The 430-nt window shown below is 48.1% G+C and carries 1 protein-coding gene; it reads right to left on the reverse strand.

The features are described from left to right. Positions 1-430, reverse strand: a 430-nt coding sequence (locus gpAD87_RS31325; RefSeq protein ID WP_197521580.1) for a spore germination protein, incomplete at both ends; no start/stop codon positions are given.

Below are 430 nucleotides of genomic sequence, written 5' to 3' on the forward strand. Positions count from 1 at the left end.
GCTACAAGCGGAAAGGGTAGCTGGTCCATGTGAAAAGAAGTCAGCGCAATATAGAAACCAGGCAAGAATACGGTTATTAATAGCCCGATAAAACGCAGCATACGGCCCACATTCACCGGAAGGAACGGGAAGCTGGCATCCTCGGGTGATTTGAGAAGCAGAAACAAATTAACGGGTCCGATGATGACGCTGGGATTGCCATCCACGATAATGACGAAACGTCCGTTCAGCAGACATTCCGCCGCAAAATCAGGTCTGCCCGTGTAATGGGTTACCGGAAACAATGTGACTTTGGAAGGGGACAATAATTCCTCCAGTTCATTGGCGGTCATAATGCGCTCGATGTCGATTTTGCGCAGCTGATTCTTGACATCATCAATCAGTTCGGGATTGGCAATGTCCTTAATATACATCAGGGCGACTTTGGTCA

This window comes from Paenibacillus sp. AD87, assembly GCF_001659845.1.
GTDB lineage: Bacteria > Bacillota > Bacilli > Paenibacillales > Paenibacillaceae > Paenibacillus > Paenibacillus marchantiae.